The organism is Streptomyces macrolidinus (assembly GCF_023887685.1).
Taxonomy (GTDB): domain Bacteria; phylum Actinomycetota; class Actinomycetes; order Streptomycetales; family Streptomycetaceae; genus Streptomyces; species Streptomyces macrolidinus.
Genome location: NZ_JAMWMR010000007.1, coordinates 252,590 through 273,471 on the forward strand (window position 1 = coordinate 252,590; position 20,882 = coordinate 273,471).

General features: G+C 72.1%; 11 protein-coding genes. 10 read left to right on the forward strand and 1 reads right to left on the reverse strand.

Going from position 1 to position 20,882, the window contains the following annotated elements:
• Positions 1-187 precede the first annotated feature (187 nt).
• Positions 188-1,696: an IMP dehydrogenase gene (guaB, locus tag NGF19_RS11835; protein ID WP_252424679.1), complete on the forward strand. Its 1,509-nt coding sequence runs from the start codon at positions 188-190 to the stop codon at positions 1,694-1,696.
• Positions 1,697-1,866: 170 nt separating this feature from the next.
• Positions 1,867-2,991, forward strand: coding sequence for a GuaB3 family IMP dehydrogenase-related protein (locus NGF19_RS11840; protein ID WP_252424681.1), 1,125 nt, complete (start codon positions 1,867-1,869; stop codon positions 2,989-2,991).
• 670 nt (positions 2,992-3,661) lie between these two features.
• Here NGF19_RS11840 and NGF19_RS11845 read toward each other — a convergent pair.
• On the reverse strand, positions 3,662-4,870 hold the full coding sequence (locus NGF19_RS11845) for a nucleotide sugar dehydrogenase (protein WP_252424683.1): 1,209 nt from the start codon (positions 4,868-4,870) through the stop codon (positions 3,662-3,664).
• Between the two features lie 258 nt (positions 4,871-5,128).
• On the opposite strand from NGF19_RS11845, the gene NGF19_RS11850 reads away from it, so the two are divergent.
• The 8 genes from NGF19_RS11850 (at position 5,129) to NGF19_RS11885 (ending at position 20,868) form a co-directional block, all read left to right on the forward strand.
• Complete coding sequence (locus NGF19_RS11850; protein WP_252424685.1) at positions 5,129-6,850, forward strand: glycerol-3-phosphate dehydrogenase/oxidase; 1,722 nt, start codon at positions 5,129-5,131, stop codon at positions 6,848-6,850.
• Between the two features lie 306 nt (positions 6,851-7,156).
• Positions 7,157-9,154, forward strand: coding sequence for a serine/threonine-protein kinase (locus tag NGF19_RS11855; protein ID WP_252424687.1), 1,998 nt, complete (start codon positions 7,157-7,159; stop codon positions 9,152-9,154).
• Positions 9,155-9,320: 166 nt separating this feature from the next.
• Positions 9,321-11,690 carry a serine/threonine kinase C-terminal domain-containing protein gene (locus NGF19_RS11860; RefSeq protein ID WP_252424689.1) on the forward strand — a complete coding sequence of 790 codons (2,370 nt, stop codon included), beginning with the start codon at positions 9,321-9,323 and terminating at the stop codon, positions 11,688-11,690.
• 180 nt (positions 11,691-11,870) lie between these two features.
• Entirely contained in the window at positions 11,871-13,514 is a 1,644-nt protein-coding gene (locus NGF19_RS11865) for a serine/threonine-protein kinase (RefSeq protein ID WP_252424738.1), read from the forward strand.
• A 95-nt stretch (positions 13,515-13,609) separates the two neighbouring features.
• On the forward strand, positions 13,610-15,241 hold the full coding sequence (locus tag NGF19_RS11870) for a serine/threonine-protein kinase (protein ID WP_252424691.1): 1,632 nt from the start codon (positions 13,610-13,612) through the stop codon (positions 15,239-15,241).
• A gap of 119 nt (positions 15,242-15,360) precedes the next feature.
• Positions 15,361-17,064, forward strand: coding sequence for a serine/threonine-protein kinase (locus NGF19_RS11875; RefSeq protein ID WP_252424693.1), 1,704 nt, complete (start codon positions 15,361-15,363; stop codon positions 17,062-17,064).
• 92 nt (positions 17,065-17,156) lie between these two features.
• A complete protein-coding gene (locus NGF19_RS11880) occupies positions 17,157-18,848 on the forward strand; it encodes a succinic semialdehyde dehydrogenase (protein ID WP_252424695.1) in 1,692 nt (563 codons plus the stop codon).
• A 190-nt stretch (positions 18,849-19,038) separates the two neighbouring features.
• The gene (locus tag NGF19_RS11885) at positions 19,039-20,868 is read left to right on the forward strand and encodes a GMC oxidoreductase (RefSeq protein WP_372505649.1); all 1,830 of its coding nucleotides are present in this window, start codon (positions 19,039-19,041) and stop codon (positions 20,866-20,868) included.
• The last annotated feature ends 14 nt before the right edge of the window (positions 20,869-20,882 follow it).

Genomic DNA, 20,882 nt, shown 5'->3' on the forward strand with positions numbered 1-20,882 from the left:
CCTGTCGGGCCCTTGTGCGACAAGGTCCTTACAGAACATGGCCTTTTGGCCGTCACAAGACCAGTCGGGCCACTCGCTTCGTGCATATGTACGAAGCGGGGTCCCGTTAACGATCGTGGAATGAGAGGTCCGTGCTTCCCGTTAGCATGGACATCCGCACCGTTCAAGGCCATTTGGGGAAGGTGTCATGACTGCAAACGTCGACGGAGTGCCCGAGAAGTTCGCGACACTCGGGTTGACCTACGACGACGTGCTGCTGCTGCCGGGCGCGTCGGACATGGCGCCCGACGAGATCGACACCACCTCGCGCGTCTCCAAGAACGTCCGGGTCAACATCCCGCTGCTGTCCGCCGCCATGGACAAGGTCACCGAGTCGCGCATGGCGATCGCGATGGCCCGCCAGGGTGGCGTGGGCGTCCTGCACCGCAACCTCTCCATCGAGGACCAGGCCAACCAGGTCGACCTGGTCAAGCGCTCCGAGTCCGGCATGGTGGCCAACCCGATCACCATCCACCCGGACGCCACCCTCGCCGAGGCCGACGCCCTGTGCGCGAAGTTCCGTATCAGCGGTGTCCCGGTCACCGACCCGTCCGGCAAGCTGCTGGGCATCGTCACCAACCGTGACATGGCCTTCGAGAACGACCGCTCCCGGCGGGTGCACGAGGTCATGACCCCGATGCCCCTGATCACGGGCAAGGTCGGCATCTCGCGCGACGAGGCCATGGAGCTGCTGCGCCGCCACAAGATCGAGAAGCTTCCGCTGGTCGATGACGAGGGCCTCATCAAGGGTCTGATCACGGTCAAGGACTTCGTGAAGGCGGAGCAGTACCCGAACGCCGCCAAGGACTCCAAGGGCCGCCTCCTCGTGGGCGCCGCGGTGGGCGTGGCGGGCGACGCCTTCGAGCGCGCCCAGGCCCTCATCGAGGCGGGCGTCGACTTCATCGTCGTCGACACCGCGCACGGCCACTCCCGGCTGGTCGGCGACATGGTCGCCAAGATCAAGTCGAACGCGTCGGGCGTGGACGTCATCGGCGGCAACATCGCCACGCGCGACGCCGCCCAGGCGCTCATCGACGCCGGCGTGGACGGCATCAAGGTCGGTGTCGGCCCCGGCTCCATCTGCACCACCCGCGTCGTCGCCGGTATCGGCGTCCCGCAGGTCACGGCCATCTACGAGGCCTCGCTGGCGGCCAAGGCGGCGGGCGTCCCGGTCATCGGCGACGGTGGCCTGCAGTACTCCGGCGACATCGCCAAGGCCCTGGTCGCGGGCGCCGACACGGTGATGCTCGGCTCGCTGCTCGCGGGCTGCGAGGAGTCGCCGGGCGAGCTGCTGTTCATCAACGGCAAGCAGTTCAAGTCGTACCGCGGCATGGGCTCCCTGGGCGCCATGCAGACCCGCGGCGACCGCAGGTCGTTCTCCAAGGACCGCTACTTCCAGGAGGGCGTCGCCTCCGACGAGCAGCTCATCCCGGAGGGCATCGAGGGCCAGGTGCCCTACCGCGGCCCGCTGTCCTCCGTCGTCCACCAGCTGGTCGGCGGCCTGCGCCAGTCGATGTTCTACGTCGGCGGCAGGACGGTCCCGGAGCTGCAGGACCGGGGCCGCTTCGTGCGCATCACCTCGGCGGGCCTGAAGGAGAGCCACCCGCACGACATCCAGATGACGGTCGAGGCGCCGAACTACAGCAACAAGAAGTGACGGACCCGCGCGCCGAAGGCGTCTGAGGCGCGCGGTCCCACGTCCGAGGGCGGCCCCGGAGCTTCCGGGGCCGCCCTCGTGCGTCCGTCGTCGTACCGGGCGGGGCGGCCGTTGTCGCACCCGTCGGCGATACTGGAAGACGCTGAAACGCAGAGGGAAAGGCCACAGACGTGACTGAGATCGAGATCGGGCGCGGCAAGCGCGGCCGCCGGGCGTACGCCTTCGACGACATCGCCGTCGTCCCCAGCCGCCGTACGCGGGACCCGAAGGAGGTCTCGATCGCCTGGCAGATCGATGCCTACCGCTTCGAGCTGCCGTTCCTGGCCGCCCCCATGGACTCGGTCGTCTCCCCGGCCACCGCGATCCGCATCGGAGAGCTGGGCGGCCTCGGTGTGCTGAACCTCGAAGGCCTGTGGACGCGGTACGAGGACCCGCAGCCGCTGCTCGACGAGATCGTCGGACTGCCCACGGACGTCGTGACCCGCCGCCTCCAGGAGATCTACGCGGCTCCCATCAAGGAGGAGCTGATCGGGCAGCGCATCAAGGAGGTGCGCGACTCGGGCGTGGTCACCGCCGCCGCGCTCTCCCCGCAGCGCACGGCCCAGTTCTCCAAGGCCGTCGTCGACGCGGGCGTGGACGTCTTCGTGATCCGCGGTACGACGGTCTCGGCGGAGCATGTCTCGCACTCGCACGAGCCGCTGAACCTGAAGCAGTTCATCTACGAGCTGGACGTCCCGGTGATCGTCGGCGGCTGCGCCACCTACACCGCGGCCCTGCATCTGATGCGCTCCGGCGCGGCCGGTGTGCTGGTCGGCTTCGGCGGCGGCGCCGCGCACACCACGCGCAACGTCCTCGGCATCCAGGTCCCGATGGCGACGGCGGTCGCGGACGTGGCGGCTGCCCGCCGTGACTACATGGACGAGTCCGGCGGCCGGTACGTCCACGTGATCGCGGACGGCGGCGTCGGCTGGTCCGGCGACCTGCCGAAGGCGATCGCCTGCGGCGCGGACGCCGTGATGATGGGCTCCCCGCTCGCCCGCGCCACGGACGCGCCGGGCCGGGGCAACCACTGGGGCATGGAGGCCGTCAACGAGGAGCTGCCGCGGGGCAAGAAGGTCGACCTGGGCACGGTCGGCACCATCGAGGAGGTCCTCACGGGCCCGTCGCACACCCCGGACGGCTCGATGAACTTCTTCGGCGCCCTGCGCCGCGCCATGGCGACCACCGGCTACAGCGAGCTGAAGGAGTTCCAGCGCGTCGAGGTGACGGTGGCGGACTCGCAGCACCGGCGCTGACCTGACGCCGCGCTCGGCCTGAGCGACGAAGGGGCCCGGTCCACCCGCGGAGGTGGACCGGGCCCCTTCGCATGCCCAAGTGCCCAGGTGGGGGCGCGTTGTGTGGTCAGGGGGCGCGCGGTTGCCTTCGGGACGAATACGCCGGAGAGGGCGGTGCCGAGCCGCTAGTGTCCGTGTCCGGCGACCCCGTTCTCTGGGGCGCCCCCTTCCAAGGACCTGGACCGGACCCCGCCCCTCGGGGCCCGGCCCGATTCCGACGGACCGCCTACCGGGTCAATGGGCGGCATCGTGGAAGGGGGCGCGTCCATGGGGCGTCACCGCATGCCCACCCACTGGAATCGGATCCGTCTGTGGCCGGTGAAGTGCCGGAGGAGGTGGATCTTGCGGAACTTTGGATGGTGAGCGGCCACCCCTATAGAGGATAGGGGTGGACACTCCGTTCACTTTCAGGAGCCTGTCGCAGCGACCTCTGCGGCGGGCTCCGCCTCTTGCACGGTACCGGATTCACCGTCAGGCGGCTCGGCACCGAGAGGGGCGGATCTTCGGACGGTGAGCGGCCACCCCTGCAAGGACTAGGGGTGGACGCTCCGTGAACTACCCCCCACGCTAGCGCCGCAGCCGCCCCCCCCGCCACCAGCCCCGGAAGCACATCCGCCCCCGTGCGCCCCCTTCACAAGCGGTGCGCCGCCCCTGTGGGTGTGGCCCCCCGTGTGTCCAGCAGGAGTTGTGCCTTCACCGACAAGCCCTGGAGGTCGTACGTGCGGTGGTGCTGGAGGAGGATCGTCAGGTCCGCGTCGGCCGCGGCTTCGTAGAGGGAGTCCGCGCGGGGGATCGGGCGGTCGAGGACGCTCCACGCGGGGACGTACGGGTCGTGGTAGCTGACGGAGGCGCCGAGTTCCAGCAGGCGCAGGGCGATCTCCCGGGCGGGGGAGGCCTGGAGGTCGGCGAGGTCCGGCTTGTAGGTCACGCCGAGCAGCAGGACGCGCGCTCCGCGGGCCGACTTGCCGTGCTCGTTCAGGAGCGTGGCGGCGCGCTGGACGACGTACTGGGGCATCCGGCTGTTGACCTGCTGCGCCAGTTCGACCATGCGCAGGGTGCGTCCGGTCGGGCCCGCGAGGTCCTGGGGGACGGCGTGGCCGCCGACGCCGGGGCCGGGGCGGAAGGCCTCGAAGCCGAACGGCTTGGTCTCCGCGCAGCGGACGACGTCCCACAGATCGACGCCCAAGTCATGGCAGAGGACGGCCATTTCGTTGACCAGGGCGATGTTGACCTGCCGGTAGTTCGTCTCGAGTACCTGGACGGTCTCCGCCTCGCGCGGGCCACGCGCGCGGACCACCTTGTCGGTGAGGCGTCCGTAGAAGGCGGCGGCGGACTCGGTGCAGGCGGGGGTCAGACCGCCGATCACCTTCGGGGTGTTGGCGGCCCCGAAGTCGCGGTTGCCGGGGTCGACGCGGCTCGGCGAGTACGCGAGGTGGAAGTCGCGTCCGGCGCGCAGCCCCGAGCCCGCTTCGAGCAGCGGACGCAGGAACTGCTCCGTGCTGCCCGGCGGCACCGGTGACTCCAGGATCACGGTGGTGTACGGGCGGAGCCGCTCGGCGAGCGCGCGGGCGGCGCTCTCCAGTTGGCCGAGGTCGAGCCCGCCGCCCGCGCCGCGCGGGACCGGGGCGCAGATGACGGCGGTACGGACCCGGCCCAGCTCGGCGGCGTCGTCGGTCGGCCGGAAGCCCCCCGAGAGCAGTCGGCGTTGTTCGGCGGCGGTGAGGGAACCGGCCTCGGACCCCGTCCGGTATCCGATCGTGGAGATGCCGGCGGCGACGGCGGCCTGGGCCAGGGGCAGGCCGAGATGACCGAGTCCGATGACGGCGAGGTCTGCGGGCATGGGTGAGCCGTCCTTCGCGGTAGCCGAAGCGGGACAGGTGTGCAAGCCGTGTGGACAGAGAGAGCGAGTGCAATGTCAGACTAGGAGTAAATATGACCGATTTGCGGGATTGACGGGGCGCGTTTCTCGTGAGTTGTCCACAGGCAGTGAGTGCGTGGTGGCCGAAGCCGGACATCCCGGTCAGACTTTGGGCAGGGGGATGTGAGCCGAGCCTCGCCCGGCGGGTGAGGCCGACGCGGCAGACGGCGGGAGGCAGCGGTGAGGACAGCGGCACTGGGACCGGCGCAGCGCGCCGAGTCACTGGCGGAGATGGCCGAGCGCGAGCTGGACGTGCTGGTCGTGGGCGCGGGCGTGGTCGGCGCGGGCACCGCGCTGGACGCCGCCACGCGCGGTCTGTCCACGGGCCTCGTCGAGGCGCGGGACTGGGCGTCGGGCACCTCCAGCCGGTCGAGCAAGCTGATACACGGCGGTCTGCGCTATCTGGAGATGCTCGACTTCGCGCTCGTACGCGAGGCGTTGAAGGAGCGCGGGCTGCTCCTCGAGCGTCTCGCGCCGCATCTCGTGAAGCCGGTCGCGTTCCTGTACCCGTTGCAGCACAAGGGCTGGGAGCGGCTGTACGCGGGCTCGGGCGTCGCGCTCTACGACGCCATGTCGATGGCGCGCGACCACGGCCGCGGGCTGCCGATGCACCGTCACCTGAGCCGCCGTCAAGCGCTCCTCGTGGCCCCGTGCTTGAAGAAGGACGCGCTGGTCGGGGCGTTGCAGTACTACGACGCGCAGGTGGACGACGCCCGCTATGTGACGACGCTGGTGCGTACGGCCGCGGCGTACGGCGCGAAGGTCGCCAACCGCGCGCGCGTCACCGGGTTCCTGCGCGAGGGCGAGCGGGTCGTCGGCGCCATGGTGCAGGACGTGGAGGGGGGCGGGCGGTACGAGATCCGCGCCCGGCAGATCGTCAACGCGACGGGGGTGTGGACCGACGACACCCAGGCCATGGTGGGCGAGCGCGGTCAGTTCCATGTACGGGCGTCCAAGGGCATCCACCTGGTCGTACCGAAGGACCGGGTGCACGCGACCTCGGGGCTCATCCTGAGGACCGAGAAGTCCGTCCTGTTCGTCATCCCGTGGGGGCGCCACTGGATCATCGGGACGACCGACACCGACTGGGATCTCGACAAGGCGCACCCGGCGGCCTCCAGCGCGGACATCGACTATCTGCTGGAGCGGGTGAACTCCGTCCTGTCCGTGCCGCTCACGCGGGACGACGTGGAGGGGGTGTACGCGGGCCTCAGGCCGCTGCTCGCGGGGGAGTCCGACGCCACCAGCAAGCTGTCGCGCGAGCACACCGTGGCGCATCCGGTGCCCGGTCTCGTGGTCGTGGCGGGCGGCAAGTACACGACGTACCGGGTGATGGCCAAGGACGCCGTCGACGAGGCGGTGCACGGCCTGGACCAGCGGGTCGCCGAGTGCGTCACGGAGGACATCCCGCTGCTGGGCGCCGAGGGCTATCCCGCGCTGTGGAACACCCGGGCGCGCACGGCGGCGCGTACCGGGCTGCATGTGGTCCGGGTGGAACACCTGCTGAACCGGTACGGCGCGCTGGCGGAGGAGATCTTCGAGCTGATCGCGGCCGACCCCTCGCTCGGCGAACCTCTCACGGCCGCCGACGACTATCTGCGGGCCGAGGTGGTGTACGCCGCCTCCCACGAGGGCGCGCGCCATCTGGACGACGTACTGACCCGGCGGACGCGTATCTCGATCGAGACGTTCGACCGCGGCACGCGCAGTGCGCGGGAGGCGGCCGAGCTGATGGCGCCGGTGCTCGGCTGGAGCGAGGGCCGTATCGCGCGCGAGGTCGAGCACTACGAGAAGCGGGTGGAGGCGGAGCGCGAGTCGCAGCGGCAGCCCGACGACCTGACGGCGGACGCGGCGAGGCTCGGGGCACCGGACATCGTGCCCGCGGTGGGCGACCTGGGGTAAGACCGCGGTAAGGGAATGGCCCGTCCGGCCCGGGACGTTCGGCGCGGCGGCGCCGGAATCCTTCCTGTCCGCGGCCCATCATGGAGGGCGGCTCGACGCGGGACCGGGCGAGAGCCGATCCTGGTCGGACGGGCGCGTGCGGTGGTGTCGGCGTCCGTCGAAGGCCCGGGACCGCCGTGTCCGCCGTGCCGACACACCGTCAGGCGGGGAGCGGGACGCCGATCCAGGGGCACCCCTGGGCGTCGGGCCGGTCCGAACGTGAGGGACAATGAAGGCTCTGTCAGGGCGGGTTGCATGAGGGGACGCATGTCGGAGGCGGAGCGGGCGGGGTCATCCCACCAGGACAAGAGCGAACGTCTCCTCGCCGGTCGCTACCGGTTGGGGGAGGTACTCGGCCGCGGCGGCATGGGCACGGTGTGGCGCGCCAAGGACGAGACCCTCGGCCGTACGGTCGCCGTCAAGGAGCTGCGGTTCCCGTCGAGCATCGACGAGGAGGAGAAGCGCCGGCTCATCACGCGCACGCTGCGCGAGGCCAAGGCGATCGCCCGGATCCGCAACAACGGCGCGGTGACCGTCTTCGACGTGGTCCAGGAGGACGATCGGCCCTGGATCGTCATGGAGTTGATCGAGGGCAAGTCGCTCGCCGAGGCCATCCGTGAGGACGGACTGCTGGACCCCAGGCGCGCCGCCGAGGTCGGGCTGTCGGTCCTCGACGTGCTGCGCGACGCGCACCGCGAGGGCATCCTGCACCGCGACGTGAAGCCGTCGAACGTGCTGATCGCGGAGGACGGCCGGGTCGTCCTCACCGACTTCGGCATCGCCCAGGTGGAGGGCGACCCGTCCATCACCTCCACCGGCATGCTCGTCGGCGCCCCCTCGTACATCTCGCCCGAGCGGGCGCGCGGGCACAAGCCGGGCCCGGCGGCCGACCTGTGGTCGCTCGGCGGGCTGCTCTACGCGGCGGTCGAGGGTGTGCCGCCCTACGACAAGGGGTCGGCGATCGCCACGCTGACCGCGGTGATGACCGAGCCGCTGGAGGAGCCGAAGCACGCCGGTCCGCTGCGCAACGTCATCTACGGGCTGCTCGCCAAGGACCCGCAGCAGCGGTTGGACGACGAGGGCGCGCGGGCGATGCTCCAGGAGATCGTCCACGCCCCCGCGCCGAAGGACGAGATCCCGGCGGACGCGACGCGGGTCATCGAGGCGCCTCCGGTGCCCAAGGAGCTTGCGGACAAGGGGAGTACGGGGTCCGGAGGCAAGCGGGGCGAGGAGGCCGCCGAGCGGCTGCGCGGCGCGCTGCGCTCCGTACGCAAGGCCGCCGCGACCCCGGCCGAGAGCGCGGCGGCGTCCACCCCCGCGGCGGACAAGCCCGCCGCCGAGGCGTCCGGCGTGGGAGCCGCGTCCTCGGGCGCGCGGGGCGACAGCGCCACCGCCGTGTCGAACTCCGGTGCTCCGAAGTCGAGTTCGGGATGGCCCGTCGTGCCGGACCCGGACCGTCCGCCGCGGCCCGCGACGCCGCCCAGGGCGCCGCTCACGGACGTGGTGTCGAAGCGGACGCTGGTGATCATCGCCGCGGTCGTGGTCCTCGCCGTGCTCGGCACCGTGCTCGCGTTCACGCTCAAGAGCGACGACAGCGGCGCGCAGGACGGCAAGAAGGGCGGCACCAAGGCCGCCGCGACCGCCGACGCGGCCCCCGGGAGCGGGCACAAGGACGGCGGCGGCGCCCCCCGCACGGACGGCGGCAGCACGAGCGACACCGCCACGGACGGGAAGAGCACCGCGGACGCCTCGCCGCCCGCCGGTAAGGGCGACGACAAGCCCTCCGGCGGCTCCTCCGGCTCGTCGGACGGCAAGGGCTCCAAGGACGACAGCGGCGCGGCCTCGACGCACAAGAGCAGCCAGGGCTACGCGATAGGCCTTCCCGCGGGCTGGAAGTACCAGAAGTCGGACTCGGCGGGGGACCGGTTCACCGGGCCCCACGGCCAGCGGCTGCTCGTCGGCTGGACCTCCACGCCCAAGGGCGATCCGGTGGCCGACTGGAACCAGCAGGAGCGCTACATGGTGCGCCCCCAGTACAAGCGGGTCCACATCAAGGCGGTGGACTACCGCGGCTGGAACACGGCCGACTGGGAGTTCACCTACGTCGACGGGGGCACCGCGTACCGGGTGATCGACCGCGGGTTCGTCGTCAACTCCCATCAGGGGTACGGGCTGATGTACACGGCGAAGGCGGACGAATGGGACGGCGCGCTCCGTAAGGACACCTGGAAGACGCTGACCCAGACGTTCCAGCCGAAGTCGTGACGTACCACTTGGTGAACTGACGTTCCGTACGGTCCACTTGCGGGGAGATATGACATCCCCGGGTTGTGGGTTGCGTTCGGCACGTATCGTGAAGCACTGCGGACCGTACGAAGCCGGAACGGGGCGTCAGCCGAACGCAAGACCAAGGGCGGCCGGGGGAGGCAGCGTGGACGACTATGCGGGACGGGTGCTCGCCGACCGCTACCGCCTGCCGTTGCCGCCCTCCGACGCGTTCGAACTCGCCGAGACGCGCGCCTTCGACAGCTACAGCGGACAGGAAGTCCTCGTCCGCCAGGTGCCGTTGCCCGAGATCGTCGAGGCGGAGGTGCTCGGCGCGGACGGGCTGCCCGAGGGGTTCGTCCCGCAGGAGGGCAGGGCGGCCCCCGCCGCCTTCGCCCGGTCGGCGGCCACGCGTCGGCCCACCGATCCGGCGGTACGGCGCGCGATCGAGGCAGCCCAGGCCGCCGCGCAGGTCCCCGACCACGCCCTGCTCGACCAGGTCTTCGACGTGTTCGCCGAGGCCGGTTCGCTGTGGATCGTGAGCGAACTGGTCCCGGCGAGGCCGCTGGCGGCGCTGCTCGCCGAGCAGCCGCTGACGCCCTACCGCGCGGCGGAGGTCGCCTCCGACGTCCTCACGGCGCTGTGCGTCCTGCACGCGCACGGCTGGGTGCACCGCAACGTCACCGCGCGCACGGTGCTCGTCTGCGACGACGGCCGCGTGATGCTGACCGGTCTGGCGGCCGGAGCCGCGGAAGAGGCGCTGTGCGGCTACGACCCCGTTCCCGTACCGGAGTTCGACACGGACGCCGAGCCGCCCGAGCCGAGCGGGACCCCGCACGGCACCGACGCCGAGGCCGCGCGACGGGCCGCGATCGAGGCCCGAGCTGGCGGCGCCCCGTCGACAGCGGCAGCCCTGGGGCCCGGCGCTCCGGGCTCCGCCGGAGACGTACGGGCCGCGCGCGCCGGAGCGATCGCCGCGTACCGCGCCGGGGCGCGCGCCGCGGCACGGGCCCAGGACGAACAGCGTGGCGGCCCGGCGGCCCTGTCGCCGCCCCACCCGGCCGACAGCGGCGCGGCGTTACCGGCGCAGACGGCCGCGCCCGGAGCGGAAGCCCTCGTGAAGCCCCCGCCCGGACAGATCGTCGACCCGTACGGCGTGGGCGACACGGCCTCCCGGCCCGCCCCCGTACCCCGCCGCGCGGAGCCCCTCCACGAGGAGCCCGCGGCCCCGGCCGGCCAGGGTCCGGGACCGTGGGGCCACCGCGGCCCCGCCACCGCGCTCGCCGCCGAGCGGGCGCGCCAGGCGCGGATGGCCGTCGTCGGGCCCGTCACCGAGCGATGGGCGCCCGAGCAGGCCGGTCCCGTGCACGAGAACTGGCGACTGGCCCCGCCGATCGGCCCCGCGACCGACCTCTGGGCGCTGGGCGCGCTGCTCTTCCGGGCCGTCCAGGGCCATGCGCCGTATCCCGAGGACAGCACCACCGAACTGGTCCAGCTCGTCTGCGCCGAACCGCCCGCCTACGCCGAGGAGTGCGGCCCGCTGCGCCCCGTCGTGGAGTCCCTGCTGCGGCAGGACCCGGACGAGCGGCCCGACGTCGAGGAGCTGCGCGGCTGGCTGCGCTCGCTCATACGGTCCGCGCCCGAGCCCGAGGCGGGCACGCAGGTCGTCGCGGCGCCGCCCGCCGACCCCACGCGGCTGCCGATCGTACGGCGCCGCGGCGAACTGGTCCGCCGTCGCCGCGCCCGGTCCGAGGGTCGCCGCGCCCGCTCCGAGAACGGCCCGGCCCGCCATCGGCGCGCCCGCGAGGAGCGGCAGCGACCGCCCCGCCGACTCGGCCGCACCCTGCTCCTGCTGGTCCTGACCGGCATGACCGCCGCGATCACGTTCGCCCTGGTGTACATGCCGAAGGCCGCGTCCAGCGGTGGTGACGCGGCGGAGGAGCGCACCAGCGCCGCCGGTGACGTCAGCCCCGCGCCCCAGCAGTCGGAGCCGGGCGATGCCGAGGAGCCGAGTCCGACCTCCTCCAAGAGCCCCACGGAATCGGCGGGTTCGGCCCAGACGCAGACCAACGACCTCCAGGTCGCCGAGGGCTTCACGCTGCGCAAGGACCCCGAGGGCTTCCGCGTCGCCGTGGCGAACGGCTGGACCCGTACGCCGAAGAACGGAAGTGGCCAGATCGTCTACTCCCACGGCGACTTCCGGCTCATCGTGGTACCCGGGCGCGACAGTACGAAGCGGTACGGCAGCGATCCGCTGACCTACCAGCGGGAGTCGGAGCCCGAACTCCAGCCGTTCCGCAGCTCCAGTTGGGCGTCCTCCAGCGGCATGCGGCGTATCGACGTGGGTGAACGCATCCAGGCCGAGGGGCAGTTCACGTGGACCGACGCGAGTGGGCGCGCGCTGTTCGTCCGCAACCTCGCCGTTCTCGTCGGCGGTCGCTACCACGTGGTGCAGATCCGCGGCCCCGAGGCCGAACGCGACGAGGTCACGCGGCTGTACGAGCAGGCGGAGCAGACCTACCAGGCGAGCCGCTGAGGAGACGTCAACTGCCCTGTGCCCGAGGAGAGTCCGGGCCACGCGGTGCGATGGTTGCGTACGGTGAGGGAAGGGAGAACCGTCACAGTGCGGTCTCCGAACGGCCCCGTCGGTTCCCTGTGGGGGAGCCGCTCTCTAGTCTGACCCTCGTCAAGACCATTGCGGGGGAACGTGAACCAGATGCAGGGCCTGCTCCTCGCGGGCCGCTACCGTCTCGTCGACGCCATCGGCAGCGGGGGCATGGGCCGGGTGTGGCGCGCCCACGACGAGGTACTGCACCGCCCGGTGGCCATCAAGGAACTGACCGCCGCGCTGTATGTCACGGAGAGTGACCGGTCGGTGCTGCTGGCCCGGACCCATGCCGAGGCGCGGGCCGCCGCACGCATCAACCACTCGGCCGTGGTCACGGTCCATGACGTGCTGGAACACGACAACCGGCCATGGATCGTCATGGAGTTGGTCGAGGGCGAGTCGCTGGCCGACGCGATCAAGGAGCGCGGCCGGATCGAGCCCGCCGAGGCCGCCCGGATCGGGCTGTGGGTGCTGCGCGCCCTGCGCGCCGCGCACGCCGCGGGCGTACTGCACCGCGATGTGAAGCCCGGCAACGTGCTGCTCGCCTCCGACGGACGGGTGCTGCTCACCGACTTCGGGATCGCCCAGGTCGAGGGCGACACCACCATCACCCGCACCGGCGAGATCGTCGGCTCCGTCGACTACATAGCCCCCGAGCGCGTACAGGGCCATGACCCGGGCCCCGCCTCGGATCTGTGGGCCCTCGGCGCCACGCTGTACACGGCGGTGGAGGGCACCTCGCCGTTCCGGCGGACCTCTCCGCTGTCCACCATGCAGGCCGTGGTCGGCGAGCAGGCCCCGCCGCCGCGGTCCGCCGGAGCCCTGGAGCCGGTGATGACGGCGTTCCTGTGCAAGGACCCCGCCGCGCGGCCCGACGCGGCACAGGCCGAGCAGATGCTCGCCGAGGCGGCGGAGGGGCGGCGGCCGAGGACGGCACAGGAGTACGTGGCGACCCAGCACCTGGACGTGGGCGGCGCCGGGGACACGGCCGCGCAGCCCCCGTGGACGGGGGGCCCGGCAGCGTCCGGCAACACCCTGTACCAGCCCGCGCCGCCGCCGCCCGCGCCCCGTCCCCGCCGCCGTGGCCGCATGATCGCGCTGGCCCTCGCGCTGGCCGCGGTCGTGGGCACGGCGGGCGCGGTGGCCGTGAACCAGCTCGGCAAGCACGACAGCGAGACCACCGAGTCCGCGGGGGAGGCGGCCGGGACGGCCACCACGCACGGGGCGCAGTCCCCGCCGAAGCCGGGGCCGTCGCCGTCCCCGAGCACGCGGCCGTCCCCGAGCACCGTCCCCGAGGGGTGGGTACGGGTGGACGACCCCGCGGGCTTCAGTCTCGTCCTGCCCGGCGAGCAGTGGAAGCGGCAGGCGTTCGACGCCCATCAGACCGACTACACACCCGACGGCGGCAACCACTTCATCCGCATCGCCGTCGACACCTCCCCGGACTACGACGACCCCTTCCAGCACCAGCGTGACCTGGACCAGCAGCTCGGACGGCTGGCCAAGTACCGGCGGGTGAGTCTGGAGGCCAACATCTACCGGGACAGCAGGGGTTCGCTGTGGGACTACACCTGGACCGCGCTGCCCAAGGACACGTCCTTCCCGGGACCGCGCCATGCCGTGGAGCAGATGTACGTGTCCCGCGACGGTGTCGAGTACGCCCTCTACATGTCCGGCCCCGAACAGGACTGGCAGACCACGCGTGAGCAGTTCGACGTGCTGCTGCGGGGATGGCGTCCCCCGGCCGGCTGACCGGCTCCGAACGGCCCGCGCGCGTACGTCGCTTGTCGGCCACCCGCCGTTCGGCGTCCCGGAGGGCGGACCTCCGGTGGGGCATGATGGGGCGCATGACGACCGAGGGGGAGAACGCCCGTGTCGTGGCGGGGCGTTACCGTCTGGAGGAGCGGATCGGCCGCGGCGGCATGGGCGTTGTGTGGCGGGCCGCCGACCAGTTGCTCGGACGTCAGGTCGCGGTCAAGGAACTCGTCCTGGACACCTCGCTCTCGGGCGAGGAAGCCCGGCTGTACCGTGAGCACACCCTGCGCGAGGCGCGTGCGGTCGCGCAGTTGCGGCACCCGCACATCATCGTCGTCCATGACGTCGTCGAGGAGGACGAACGCCCGTACCTCGTCATGGAGTTGATCGACGGCGGATCGCTGGCCGAGCGTATCGCCACGCGCGGCCCGGTCGACGCCCGCGAGGCCGCCCGGATCGGTGTCGGTCTGCTGGGGGCGCTGCGCCGCGCCCATGACGCGGGTGTGCTGCACCGCGATCTCAAGCCCGCGAACGTCCTCGTGGAGGCGGGCACCGGCCGCGTCGTCCTCACCGACTTCGGTATCGCGCAGGTCGCGGGCGCCACCACACTCACCGAGAGCGGCTCCTTCGTCGGGTCGCCCGAGTACACCGCGCCCGAGCGGATGTCCGGCGAGCGGACCGGGCCCGAGTCCGATCTCTGGTCGCTGGGCGCGCTGTTGTGCACCGCCCTGAGCGGCGCGTCCCCGTTCCACCGGGACTCGTTGGGCGGCATCCTGCACGCGGTGGTCGTGGACGAGATCCGGCCGCCCGCGCAGGCGCAGCCCATCCTGCCCGTCGTCCGCGGGCTGTTGGAGCGCGACCCGCGACGGCGTCTGGACGCGGCCGAGGCGCAGCGGCTGTTGGAGGAGTTCCTGGCGACGGGACGTATGCCGCGCGCGCCGGTCGCGTACCCGCCGACACAGCGGGACGTGCCCCGACGCGTCGTACCGTCCGTGTGGAAAGGGGAGTTCAGGCATGCGACGCAGCCCTCGGCGGGCGCGCCGCAGACCGGGCAGCGGTTCTCGCGGGGCGGACTCGTCCTGACGGCCGTCGTCGCCGCCGTGGTGGGCGCGGGCGTCTCGGTGATGGCCCTGCTGTGGCGGGACGACGGCACCATCGGTGACATGCCGAGGAGTCCGGCACCGCCGCGCCCGTCGGTCAGCGCGAGTGTGACCCGGCAGTCGACCCCGGGAACCGCGCCCGTGCCCGCGCCGACGGGCGCGTCGCCGTCCGCCGCCCGTACGGCGCCCGAGGGATATCGACTGGCCCGTGATCCCGGCGGGTTCTCGCTCGCCGTGCCCCACGGCTTCACACGCAGTCCGCAGGGCGAGCGGATCTTCTATCTGTCGCCGGGGCGGACCTTCCGGATCGGGATCAGGATGGCGGACCCCGAACCGGGCGGCCCGCTCGTGGTGATGCGCCGCGCCGACGCGGCCGGGCCGTCCACGAACCCGGGGTATCGCGACAGCCGGGTCACCGAGACGTCGCACCACGGACAGCGGGCCGCGCTCCGGGAGTTCAGCCGAAACGGCTTCACCGCCGCGGAGGGCCCACGGCGCACCGTCGACCTGTGCTGGGAGGAGGACGGTCGGATGTACGAGGTGTGGGTGTCGGCGCCGGTCGGCAGGGTGCGGGAGGCGAAGGAGTACTTCGACGCCGCGGTGGACACGTTCGTACCGGGGTGAATCGGAGACGTGCTTGTACCGGGGCGAATCGGGAATAGGGGGCGCCTCGGGTCACGGGTGTGTGACCGCGTCAGAACCTAGGTGGCTGACGGGGTACAGGGTGCGATAAGCATGACCGTATGAGTCATCAAGGGGGAGGTCCTCGCCACTCCGACCAGCCGACGAGCTTCGGCTTGCAGCCGCCGCAACCCGGCGTCCCGGTCCAGGCGAACCCGTACGTCCGACAGCCGCAGCAGCCGCAGTCGCCGCAAGCGGCGCCGCCCCCGGAGAGCACCCCCACCGTCAGCGTGCCCGAGGCACCGCGGGAACCGGGGGCCGGACGGCTCATCGCCGGGCGTTACCGGCTGCTCTCCAAGCTGGGCCACGGTGGCATGGGCACGGTGTGGCGGGCCAAGGACGAGACGGTGGACCGGGAGGTCGCCGTCAAGGAACCCCGGGTCCCGGACCATCTGCCCGAGCGGGAACGCGCCAACGCCTTCGAGCGGATGCGCCGTGAGGCACGGGCCGCCGCCCGCCTCGACCACCCCAGCGTCGTGAACGTGCACGACGTGGCGGTCGTGGACGGGCAGCCCTGGATCGTGATGGAGCTGGTGCGGGGCCGCTCGCTGGGCGCCGCGCTCCAGGAGGGCACCCTCGGGGTGCAGGAGGCCGCGCGGATCGGCTTGGAGGTGCTCGGCGCCCTGGAGGCCGCGCACGCGGCGGGCATCCTGCACCGGGACGTGAAGCCGGACAACGTCCTGCTCGGCCGCCATGACCGGGTCGTCCTCACCGACTTCGGCATCGCGCAGATCGAGGGCGAGACGAACCTGACGGACACGGGCGGCTTCGTCGGCTCGCCCGAGTACACCGCGCCGGAACGGGTGCTGGGCCGCCGTCCCGGCCCCGAGGCGGACCTGTGGTCGCTGGGCGTGGTGCTCTACGCGGCGACGGAGGGCGTCTCGCCGTTCCGCCGCACCAACCCGCCCGCCACGCTCCAGTCGGTCCTCAACTCCACCCCCGCGGCCCCGGCCGCCGCCCGCGGCCCGCTCGCCGACGCCATCAACGGACTCCTGGAGAAGGACCCGGCACGCCGCCCGAAGGCCGCCGAGGTCCGCCGTCTGCTGGAGGAGGCCGCCACACCGCCGCAGCCGACGCAGCCCATACAGTTCGCGGTCCCGGCGGTCCCCGCCGCGGCCCCCGCCGTGTCCGGCGGCAGCGGTGGCGGCATCCGCATCGGCCGGCGGACTCTGATCGGGCTGGGCGCCGGGATCGTCGCGGTGGCGGTGGCGGCGTATCTGGTGATCGCGAAGCCGTTCGCGGGCCCGCTGCCCGACCACTGGAAGAAGCACCCGGAGAAGGCGCTGGGGGCCACCGTCGCGGTGCCCGAGAAGTACCAGGCGATCAGGCCCAAGAAGGACGCCAGAGACGAGAACTGGGTGACGTACGCCGACCCGAGCGGCGGCATCCGGGTCGTTCTGGAGCTGACGAAGAAGTCCGACGACTCCACGGACAAGATCAAGGACTCGTCGATGGCGGAGATGTACGCCGACAGCGACGAGTTCAGGGACAGCGGCTCCTATGAACTCGACATGCCCAAGGGGCCGAAGATGGTGAGGAAGGAGACCAAGTACCACGGCAGACAGGCCGCCGAGAACACGGTCTCCTACATGACCGACGACAACGACAACCCGAGCCCGCGCGAGCTGAAGATCTTCTACTACAAGGACTCCGCGGGCAACATGTACAAGCTCACGATCGGCTACCCGGGCGACGGCGACTTCACGGCCCGCGGGCGCGAGGTGGCCGACGCGGCGATCGCGAACCTGGAGATCGACCGCCCGTAGACCGCCCGCGGACCGCCGGTGGACGACCCGTACCGCGCCGAGGTGTTACCCACGGGTACCCAAAGCCTCCCGTCCGGCATACGCTGCCGCTCATGACGGACTCGCAAGCCCCGGACAAGGCCCCCGACAAGGCCCCCGACAAGGCCACGGACAAGGCGACGGACACGACCGGTACGGGTAAGGCCGGTACGGGTACGGTCGGCACCAACCCCCTCGCCCCCGCCCCCGCCGGTGTCCGCACCGCCGCCGACGTGGTCACGCCGGAACTCGTCGCCCATCTCACGAAGGGCGTGGTCGGCTCCGGCCGTACCGCCAACCACACGCCGTACACCGGCGAGAAGCTGGCCGACCTGCCCGAGTCCACTCCGGAGGACGTGGCGGAGGCCTACGAGCGGGCCCGCGCCGCCCAGCACGCCTGGGCCGCGACGCCCGTACGGCAGCGCGCCGCCGTCCTGCTGCGCTTCCACGACCTGGTGCTCGCCCGCCAGGCCGAGGTGCTCGACCTCATCCAGCTCGAGACCGGCAAGGCCCGCCTCCACGCCCACGAGGAGGTGCTCGCCGTCGCGATCGCGGCCCGGCACTACGGACGCACTGCGCCCTCGTATCTGCGGCCGAAGCGGCACACGGGCGCCATCCCGGTGCTCACGCGCGTCACCGAGCTGCGCCACCCGCGCGGTGTCGTCGGCCAGATCGCGCCCTGGAACTACCCGCTGGAGCTGTCGGTCGGCGACGCGCTCCCCGCGTTCGCGGCGGGCAACGCGGTGGTGATGAAGCCGGACACGGAGACCTGCCTGACCGCGCTGTGGGCGCGGGACCTGCTGATCGAGGCCGGTCTGCCCGCGGGCGTCTTCCAGGTCGTCCTCGGTGACGGACCGGTCGTCGGCCCGGAGGTCGTGCGGCACGCCGACTACGTCTCCTTCACCGGCTCCACCCGCACCGGCCGCGAGGTCGCCCAGGGCGCCGCCGCCCGCCTCGTCGGGGTCTCGCTCGAACTCGGCGGCAAGAACGCCATGGTGGTCCTGGAGGACGCCGACATCGACAAGGCGGCTGCCGGTGCCGTACGCGCCTGCTTCTCCTCGGCGGGCCAACTGTGCATCTCCGTCGAGCGGTTGTACGTCCACGAGGCGATCGCGGACGCCTTCCTGGAGCGGTTCGCCGCCCGCACCAGGGCGATGCGGCTCGGCACGTCCCTGGCGTACGGCGCCGACATGGGATCCCTGGTCGGGGAACGCCAGTTGGAGACCGTGACGCGCCATGTCGAGGAGGCCGTCGCCAAGGGCGCGAAGGTGCTGGCGGGCGGGGTCGCCCGGCCGGACATCGGCCCGTACTTCTACGAGCCCACCATCCTCGACGGTGTCGAGGCGCCGATGGCCGTGTGCGCCGAGGAGACCTTCGGCCCGGTCGTCTCGATCTACCGCTTCACCACCGAGGACGAGGCTGTCGAGCGCGCCAACTCCACCCCGTACGGCCTGAATTCCTCGGTCTGGACGAAGGACGGCCGCCGCGGCAGGGCGCTCGCGGCCCGGCTGCGCACCGGCACGGTCAACGTCAACGAGGGCTACGCGCCCGCGTACGGCAGCGTCCGGTCGCCGATGGGCGGCATGAAGGACTCCGGCCTCGGCCGCCGCCACGGCTCCGAGGGCATCCTCAAGTACACCGAGGCCCAGACCGTGGCCCACCAGCGGCTGCTGCCGATGGCGCCGTCGCTCGGCATGGACCACGAGCAGTACGCGACGTTCATGAGCCGCAGCCTGAAGGCGATGAAGATGCTGAGGTTCCGCTAGGGCCTGTCGTCGAATTCCCGTCTGCCCCGCGACGCCCGGCACGCTCCCCCAAGCTCTGCGAGCAGGGGGGACCCCCAGAGCACGCACCGGACGCCGCGGGGCCGCCCTGCGGGCGACGACGGGAATGTGACGACAGGCCCTCGGCAGGGACCACCACGCCCCCGATGCGCACACGCCACGAGGAGAGCACGTGCCACAGGAGACCGCTGCCCAGCCGCCGGAAGACACGTCGTACGACTCGTGCGGCTCGTACGACTACGACTACGACGTCATCGTCGTCGGCTCCGGCTTCGGTGGCTCCGTCACCGCGCTGCGCCTGACGGAGAAGGGCTACCGCGTCGGAGTACTGGAAGCCGGACGCCGCTTCACCCGCGACTCCCTGCCCAGGAACTCATGGGATCTGAAGAACTACCTGTGGGCGCCCGCCCTCGGCCTGTACGGCATCCAGCGCATCCATCTGCTGGGCAATGTGATGGTGCTGGCGGGCGCCGGGGTCGGCGGCGGCTCCCTCAACTACGCCAACACCCTCTACGTACCGCCGAAGGCGTTCTTCGAGGATCCGCAGTGGAAGGACATCACCGACTGGCAGGCGGAGTTGGGGCCGTACTACGACCAGGCCCGGCGCATGCTGGGCGTGCGGATCAACCCGACCCTGACCCCCTCGGACGTCCATCTCAAGGCAGCCGCCCAGCGGATGGGCGTGGGCGACACCTTCCACCGGGCGCCGGTCGGTGTCTTCTTCGGTGACGGCGACGACGCCGACGGAACGGCCAGGGCCGAGCCCGGTGAAGAGGTCGCGGACCCGTACTTCGGCGGCGCCGGGCCGACCCGCCGGGCCTGCACGGAGTGCGGCGAGTGCATGACGGGCTGCCGCCACGGCGCGAAGAACACCCTGGGCGAGAACTACCTCCACCTCGCCGAGAAGGCGGGCGCGGTCGTCCATCCCATGACGACGGTGGTGTCGGTCACCGACGACTCACGCGGTGGTTACGCCGTCGCGACCCTGCCCACCCACCGCAAGCGCAAGGGGCAGGGCCGGACCCTCACCGCCCGCAGGGTCGTCATCGCGGCGGGCACCTACGGCACGCAGACGCTGCTGCACCGCATGAAGGCGAACGGCCAACTGCCCTACATATCCGACCGGTTGGGGGATCTCACCCGGACCAACTCGGAGGCGCTGGTCGGCGCGCAGACGGACGACCGCCGCTACCGCAAGGCCCATGGCACGGCGAAGGCCGACTTCACCCAGGGCGTTGCGATCACGTCCTCGGTCCACCCGGACGAGAACACGCACATCGAACCGGTCCGCTACGGCAAGGGCTCGAACGCGATGGGCAGTCTGTCGATCCTCCAAGTGCCGTATGCGGAAGGCTCGTCGCGCGCCCTCGGCTGGCTCGCGCACGTGGCGCGCCACCCGTGGCTGACGGTGCGCTCCCTGTCCAACCGCAAGTGGTCGGAGCGGACCATCATCGGCCTGGTGATGCAGTCGCTGGACAACTCGCTGACGACGTATCTGAAGCCGAAGGGCGTCGGCAAGGGTCTGTTGACGGCGCGTCAGGGCCATGGCGCGCCCAACCCGAAGCAGATCAAGGCGGCTTCCGAGGCGGCGTCCGCGCTCGCGGCCGAGATCAACGGCTTCGCGGGCAGCAACGTGGGCGAGTTGATGGGCACCCCGCTGACCGCGCACTTCCTCGGCGGCTGCCCGATCGGCGCCTCGCGCGAGAGCGGCGTGATAGACCCGTACCACCGGCTGTACGGCCACCCCGGCATCTCGGTGGTCGACGGCGCCGCGGTCTCGGCGAACCTGGGCGTCAACCCCTCCCTGACGATCACGGCCCAGGCCGAGCGCGCGATGTCGTACTGGCCGAACAAGGGCGAGGCGGACCCGCGTCCGGCGCAGGGTGAGGCGTACGTCCGCGTCGAGCCGGTCCGGCCGCGGCACCCGGCGGTGCCGGAGGAGGCGTTCGGGGCGCTGCGGCTGCCGCTGCTGGGCATACCGGCGGTGCCACCGAAGAAGTAGCGCCTGTCCAGCCG